Source organism: Amycolatopsis sp. NPDC004169, assembly GCF_040610315.1.
GTDB lineage: Bacteria > Actinomycetota > Actinomycetes > Mycobacteriales > Pseudonocardiaceae > Amycolatopsis.
In genome coordinates this window covers 22,873-29,037 of the sequence record NZ_JBEXMD010000075.1, presented here as the reverse complement: position 1 = coordinate 29,037, position 6,165 = coordinate 22,873, and the positions used below count along the sequence as shown (strand labels likewise).

Annotated in this window: 7 protein-coding genes and 1 pseudogene; 5 read left to right on the top strand and 3 right to left on the bottom strand. The window is 68.9% G+C overall.

All coding sequences use genetic code 11. The features are described 5' to 3' along the window. Positions 1 to 99, bottom strand: a pseudogene (locus ABZX11_RS46755) (catalase); the annotation flags it as partial. A 328-nt stretch (positions 100 to 427) separates the two neighbouring features. Here ABZX11_RS46755 and ABZX11_RS46750 point away from each other — a divergent pair. Genes ABZX11_RS46750 through ABZX11_RS46730 form a run of 5 tightly spaced genes read left to right on the top strand, consistent with a single transcriptional unit; the run spans position 428 to position 3,808 of the window. Continuing rightward, positions 428 to 898 (top strand): hypothetical protein, encoded by a 471-nt coding sequence (locus ABZX11_RS46750; protein WP_354925336.1) that lies wholly within the window; start codon positions 428 to 430, stop codon positions 896 to 898. 25 nt (positions 899 to 923) lie between these two features. Then, positions 924 to 1,310, top strand: a complete 387-nt coding sequence (locus ABZX11_RS46745; RefSeq protein ID WP_354925334.1) for a hypothetical protein — start codon at positions 924 to 926, stop codon at positions 1,308 to 1,310. Between the two features lie 12 nt (positions 1,311 to 1,322). Further along, positions 1,323 to 1,895 (top strand): hypothetical protein, encoded by a 573-nt coding sequence (locus ABZX11_RS46740; protein WP_354925332.1) that lies wholly within the window; start codon positions 1,323 to 1,325, stop codon positions 1,893 to 1,895. Positions 1,896 to 1,955: 60 nt separating this feature from the next. Then, entirely contained in the window at positions 1,956 to 2,588 is a 633-nt protein-coding gene (locus ABZX11_RS46735; RefSeq protein WP_354925330.1) for a hypothetical protein, read from the top strand. A 2-nt stretch (positions 2,589 to 2,590) separates the two neighbouring features. Then, a complete protein-coding gene (locus tag ABZX11_RS46730; protein ID WP_354925340.1) occupies positions 2,591 to 3,808 on the top strand; it encodes a hypothetical protein in 1,218 nt (405 codons plus the stop codon). Positions 3,809 to 3,822: 14 nt separating this feature from the next. Here ABZX11_RS46730 and ABZX11_RS46725 read toward each other — a convergent pair whose 3' ends face one another. Both ABZX11_RS46725 and ABZX11_RS46720 read right to left on the bottom strand, forming a co-directional pair. Next, on the bottom strand, positions 3,823 to 5,589 hold the full coding sequence (locus ABZX11_RS46725; protein WP_354925328.1) for a PAS domain-containing protein: 1,767 nt from the start codon (positions 5,587 to 5,589) through the stop codon (positions 3,823 to 3,825). A 291-nt stretch (positions 5,590 to 5,880) separates the two neighbouring features. Further along, on the bottom strand, positions 5,881 to 6,165 hold the full coding sequence (locus tag ABZX11_RS46720) for a hypothetical protein (RefSeq protein ID WP_354925327.1): 285 nt from the start codon (positions 6,163 to 6,165) through the stop codon (positions 5,881 to 5,883).

Genomic DNA, 6,165 nt, shown 5'->3' with positions numbered 1-6,165 from the left:
GGTGTGGTGGTCGGTCGGGTTGCGGTCGAGCGTCATCCGGCCGACGTCGATCAGCGGGTAGTCGCCGTGCGGCCACACCTTCGTCAGGTCGAACGCGTTGATGCCGTCTTCGTGCTCGCCTTCCTCTCCGGCATCATCGTCAACGCGATCACGTCCACCGTGCTGTCCTGGTTCTCGTAGCAGCAGGAACATCCTGGGCGGAGGCCGGCTCGTGCGTGTCGTGCGGGTGCGCGCGGGCAGGCAGGCGCCGCTTCGAGGTGGCGGCTCAGCCGGCCACGGTGCCGCCAAGGATCCGCGCGCTCGCCGTTGCCGCTGTACGCCTCGCTGGTCAGGTCGTCGGGGCGGCAGGCACTCGGTCGACGCATCCACCTGACGCGGCGGAACTAGTTTGTAAATACCCAACACATGTGGGGTTCCGGCGGCCGAAATGGCCCCGATTCCGGTGCAAAACTACTTCCGCCAGCGCTGGAAAGACAAATCATTCGTTCACCTCAGCAACAGAAGGGACGCAAGCATGAACAGGTTTCCGGGCCGGTTGGCGGCAGGGTTCGTGGCCGCAGGAATACTGGCCGTCGGCTTGGCGGGCCAAGCCGACGCGGCCACGACCGGAACAATGCGCATTGCGGGTACCTGTTTCGCCGGATACGAGTACGAGCACAACGACAACGGCGTGTACCTGGTGGTGCGTCCGCATGGTGGCTGTACCACCGCGGCGACGCTGACCTGCACCGCCTACACCGGGCAGACGCTCACGACCACCGGCGGCCCGGTGTCGGAGGTCCTGCGGCTGACTCTGCAGGGGCAGCCCAGCCCGAAAGACCTCTACGGCTGTTCCGGATCCGCGCAGCTGACCGACCCGGTGTCGAAGCAGCAAGCGCACATCGGTTTCAACATCTGAATTCCACGAAACAGGTGAATCTGTCATGACCTCGACGTTTTTCAGGTTGTTCGCCGGCTCCGCGCTCACGGTGGTCGCCGCTACCGCTCTCGGCTGCGCCGGCGCGGCAACTGCGCAGGCGGCGGCGAACACCGTTTTCCACGGCACCTGCTCGGCCACGCTCGACTACGGCCGGGGCCCCTACCTGGCCACCGCGGGCATGGCCACCACGGGCGAGAACTGCCGGGTGCGCGTGGATCTGACCTGCAAGGGCGACAACGGCCGCACCAAGGCGATCACCGGGCCCTGGGTACTCACCGGGTCCACCCGCAGTTCGGCGACGGGCTCCTGGAGCACCTGCACCGCCCGCTTCTCCCTCAACGACATCAGCAACGGTCCCGCCGACTACTCGACCTGGAACCAGGACTTCTGACAGGAGCGCATCATGAAGCTCAGCACCAAGACCGGGGTGATCACCGCGGCGGCCGCGATGATGCTCGCGGGCACGGTCCAGGCCGCCTCGGCCGCGCCGGCCGGCGGTCCCACCTACGAGGACTGCGCGACCTACCTGTGCACCATCGACTACGACAACCCGGTGGTCAAGCCGAACGTCGTGAACTACAGCATCCACCACGGCGGCGGTTCGCAGACATCGGGGACCCTCACCTACACCGAGTCCCAGGGCTACCAGGTCAGCATCAACGGCAAGGTCGGCGCTTCCGGTGACATCAACGGCGCGAAGATCAGCGCCGAGATCGGTGGCTCGATCACCAGCACCTACAACGTCGGATGGACCTGCTCCGGCACGCTCAAGAACGGCTCGAAAGGCCGGCTGGACGTCTACCCGCAGATGGACGAATACCACTTCCCGATGATCCTGCACGGCCCGGACGGCGAAGATTACAACGTCTCACCGGACTACCTGATCGTGCAGAAACCGGTCGGCATCCACTGCTCGTTCACGCCGGCGTCCGCGTTCCGCGACGCTCCCGAAAACGGCAAGCCCCCGAAGAACTGAACGCGCCGAGCCGTGGGGTGAGACGCCAGTGCGTCTCACCCCACGGGAGAGGAATGCCCGATGAGTTCTCTGCCAGGAATCCGGATGTTCGTCTTCGGTCTCGTCGTCTCGGCGGCCCTGGCGGCCGTCTCGGTCGCCGGCGATCCGGTCTCGGCCGCGGGGCCGGCAGGTGACACCCCGGTCGCCGCCGGCACCGTCACCGCCCGCCCGCCCGCGCTCGATCCGGCAGCGATCCCACGGCGACCGGGCGAGACAGTGGCGCGGATCCGGGCCACCACCGGCGGCTGGGACGTCCTGCTCAGCAACCGCGACGGCACCGGCGCGCTCGTCGGCCTGGACCGGAGCCGGCGCCCGGTCGGCCGTCACGAGCTGGGTCACGTCCTCGTCCCGGCCTCGGCCGAGGAGACCGCCGAGGCCACCGCGATGCTGCTCAGCGATCCCGCGACCGCTTCTTACCTGCGCACCCAGCTGTCAGCGCTCGGACTGCCCGCCGAGCTGACCGGCTTGACCGTGATCGCGACCGCGTTCACACCCGGCAACGCGCCCGCGGCCCGTAACCGCGGCGACCTGGCCCGCTGCCGTCTCGCCCGCTGCCTGCGGCTGAGCGCCCGCACCGCGGCCGGGGTCTGGCTGAACGCCCGCATGATCGTCGCGGACCTGACCGAGCACACGATGTTCAAGGTGGTGATGTGACCATGGGGCACTCCCTGCGCCCGCGGTTCGCCCTCGTGCTCGCCGCCGCAGCCGGCGTGGTGTGCCTGCTGGCCACCACCGCGGCGGCCGTTCCCCGCGTCCTGACCGCGTTGGCGGCCTCGAGCGACACCTGCGGCCCCGACCAGGCCCTCTCCCACACCTTCCCCGCCGGTACGAGCTGGGACCTGTGCTGGAGCACGGGGCAGGAAGGACTCATCCTGCGCCGAGTACGGTTCACCGGCCGCGACGGAGCCCGGCATCTGGTCCTGAACCAGGCGTCGCTCGCCGAAATGCTGGTGTCCTATGACGACGGGTCCGCATTCGACCTCGACGTCGCCGGCTACGGGTTCGACCACTTCCTCCCGCAACGCCACCGGGACTGCCCATCCGGAGACGTCTTGGCCGAGGGCACCGGCCCCGGGATCCTGTGCTCGGCCACGACGACGCGGGCCCCCGCCCTGCGCACCGACGACGTCTCGGCGACCGGCCAAGACCTGCAGCTGTCGGTCGTGTCCGAGGCCGCCTGGTACAAGTACGTTTCCCGCTACACCCTGTCCGACGACGGCACCATCCGCCCGGAGATCGGCGCCACGGGAACGCTCAGCCCGTACCTGTCCGACGACACCTCCACCGGCTGGCGCATCGGCAAAGACCCCCACCAGGTGGCGACCGCCCACACCCACGCCGCGTACTGGCGGCTGGATTTCGACGTCGACGGCCGGCCCGACCACCAGGCGACCCAGCAGATCGACCAGATCGACTCACCCGACACCGGCACGAGCGTCCGCCCGCTGACCATCACGCCCGTCACCACCGAGACCGCGACCCGCGCGGCCAACTCGCGGATGTGGGCGGTGACCGCCACCGGCGAAACATCGGCCAACGGCCGGCACCCGTCGTGGCAGCTGCGGCTCGACGGCCTCGACCACTACACCGGCCCTCGGGACAGCCAGGCGTACACCGCCGAGGACATCTACTTCACCCAGTTCCACGACTGTGAACGCTTCATCGACGCCAACTACGCCAACGACTGCGCCCGCAGCCTCGACACCTACCTCAACGCCGAGCACCTGACCCACCCGGTGGTCTGGGCCCGGGTCGACTTCCACCACATTCCGCGGCAGGAAGACGCGCCCGCGATGTCCACGCACTGGCAAGGCTTCACGATCGCGCCGCGCGACCTCTTCGGCGCCAACCCCATTACTCCCCGTCACCACTGAACCGCCGCGCGCGGCTAGAGCGGTTCACGGGTGGTCCGGGGCGGCCAAGTGCCGGGCTGCAGGATTCCGTGGGCGTAGGCGCGGGCGACCAGCCCGCCGGTCCGCATGTCGGGGCCGAGCCCCAGCCGGCGGCGCAGCTTGCCCAAGTGGTGCTGGACACCGGCTCGGGTCAAGTGCAGCAGCCGCTCCACCTCCGACAGCGTCCCACCAGCGGCCAGGGTGACGAGGATGGCGTGCTCTTCGCGGCTGAGCCGTTCATCGGCCAGCTGCGGCAACTGTTGATCGGCGCTTCGCCGATCGGGCTCGGCATCGGCGTCGCCGATCGGCGCAGCCACGCTGTAGACGTACTTCGGCGTGTTGTCGGGGTGCGTGATCAGGGCTTGCGTGGCGATCGTCGGGACGATGGTGCCGTTGCTGTGGCGCAGGGTGGCCCGGGAGCGGTAGACCCGCAACTCACCGCTCACCAGCCGGTTCCAGCGGCCGGTGTCCTTGTCCCTGGTGCTCTGGGTGATCAGTGCCTTGATCGGCATACCCCGCAGGACCGACAGCGACCGGCCGACCAGCCGGGTGTAGGCGACATTGGCGTTGATCACGTAGCCGTCGAGGTCGAAGACCACGATGGGCAGGCCGGCGTGCTCGAACAGTTCCCGGTAGCGCGCCTCGGCGTCCTGGGCTCGTGCCCGAGTCTCGTGCAGTTCCGTGATGTCGATGAACACCCCACCCAGCCCGGTGCTGCCATCGGGCAGGGTGAGGGCGAACCGGAAGCCGAGATCGACGCCGGTGGTGCCGTCGCCGCGCTGATAGCGCTGTACGTCGCGAAGCGGCTTTCCGGTGGTGAGCACTTGCCGGTCCAGCCGAGTGGCGTAGTCGGCCTGCTCGCGGCTGGTCAGGTCGTAGATCGTCGAGCCGAGGAAGCCGTGCGGGTCGGTGTGGTAGGTGTGGTGGTAGGCGGGGTTGGCCCACACGTAGCGTCCGTCGGCGGACTTCACCACGGCCGCGGCGGGGGAGTGACGCATGAATTCGGTGAAGCGCGCCTCGGCCGCTTCGGCTTGCTGCCGAGCGCGGTGCTCGTCGCTGACGTCGACGAACATGGTTCCGATCAGGGTGCGACCGTCGTGATCGGTGAAGGAGAACCTGCTGCCGCGCAGCCGGGTGGGGTTCCGGGGATCGAGCGGCCAGGTCAAGTCGACCGTCATGGGCCGGCCGCCGGCAGCCAGCATCGCCTCGTCCTGCGCGCGGTTCTCCGCACCGAACTCGGCTCCGAACAGCTCACCGGGCGTTCGGCCGACGATGTCCTCCAGCGGCAACCGGTAGCGGTCGGCAACCGAGCGGGAGACCCACACGAACCGCTGATCGCGGTCCTTGATCGTGGCCAGGACCGATGGCTGGTTGACGAACAGGTCGAAGCGTTCCTGGGCGCGGACCTGCTCGGACACGTCCAGGAACAAGCACCCCACACCGGTCTCGCCGGACGGGCCGGTGACCGGGAAGCGGACCCCCGTGCCGAAGCCGGTCCAGCCGTCGCCCTGGCGGTAACGGACCGTGGCCGCAACGGGCACGTCCTGCGCGATCGCGGTGTCTTCTTCGCCGCGGATGCGGATACGGTCGTCCTCGTCCATGCCGAGGTCGGTGTCGGACAGCCCGATCAGCGCATCCGGAGTCGTGGCGAGGCGATCGGCGAAACCCGCTGACACGTGCACGAATCGGCGCTGCTCGTCTTTGACGGCGAACGACACGTCGCCGAGTGCTGCGGCCCAGGATTTCCCCCACCACGCCGTCACGCTGTCAGCAGCTTCTCGGTGGGTGGGAACTGCCGGTTCGGCTGATGTTGTCGATTCGGTCACCAGGCACCTCGTGCTACGGGAACAGGGACATCCGAGAGAAGATCAACACGCCGACAGCTGAGACGCAGCACCATCGGACCCGACACATGTCTGGTCATCGGCGGTGTCACCGCCTGTCTTGATCACCCGTCGGCTGCCCATCCTCCACACGCACGACGCAGCTCCCGGGGTAGCGCAGCACTTCACTGTCCGGCTCCGCGGCCGTCGACGGCAGTGGCCGTTGTGCGGTCACCCGGCCTGAGCGATGCCGGCGGTCGGCCAGGTGCCGTCCTCGACCAGCCCGTGGGTCACGCGGACGATTTCGGTGGCGGCGACCTCGGCCGCGGGTGGGGATGCGGCCGGCTCGGGGCAACGCCAGGACGATCGTGCGGGAGATCGCGGGGCCGGTGACTCCGCCAGCTCGGTGAGGGTGCGCGGGTTGTTGGCTGGCTTCGAGGCGGTGGCGTTCGCGCCGAGAGGGGTGACCCAGGAACAGCCGTAGACGGGCGTGGTGGTCTTCCGGAACGCACTCAC

Bases quoted from the DNA above. Each gene is read 5' to 3' on its own strand.
- ABZX11_RS46750 (WP_354925336.1), top strand. From the start codon at position 428: ATGGCCCCGATTCCGGTGCAAAACTACTTCCGCCAGCGCTGGAAAGAC.
- ABZX11_RS46745 (WP_354925334.1), top strand. From the start codon at position 924: ATGACCTCGACGTTTTTCAGGTTGTTCGCCGGCTCCGCGCTCACGGTG.
- ABZX11_RS46740 (WP_354925332.1), top strand. From the start codon at position 1,323: ATGAAGCTCAGCACCAAGACCGGGGTGATCACCGCGGCGGCCGCGATG.
- ABZX11_RS46735 (WP_354925330.1), top strand. From the start codon at position 1,956: ATGAGTTCTCTGCCAGGAATCCGGATGTTCGTCTTCGGTCTCGTCGTC.
- ABZX11_RS46730 (WP_354925340.1), top strand. From the start codon at position 2,591: ATGGGGCACTCCCTGCGCCCGCGGTTCGCCCTCGTGCTCGCCGCCGCA.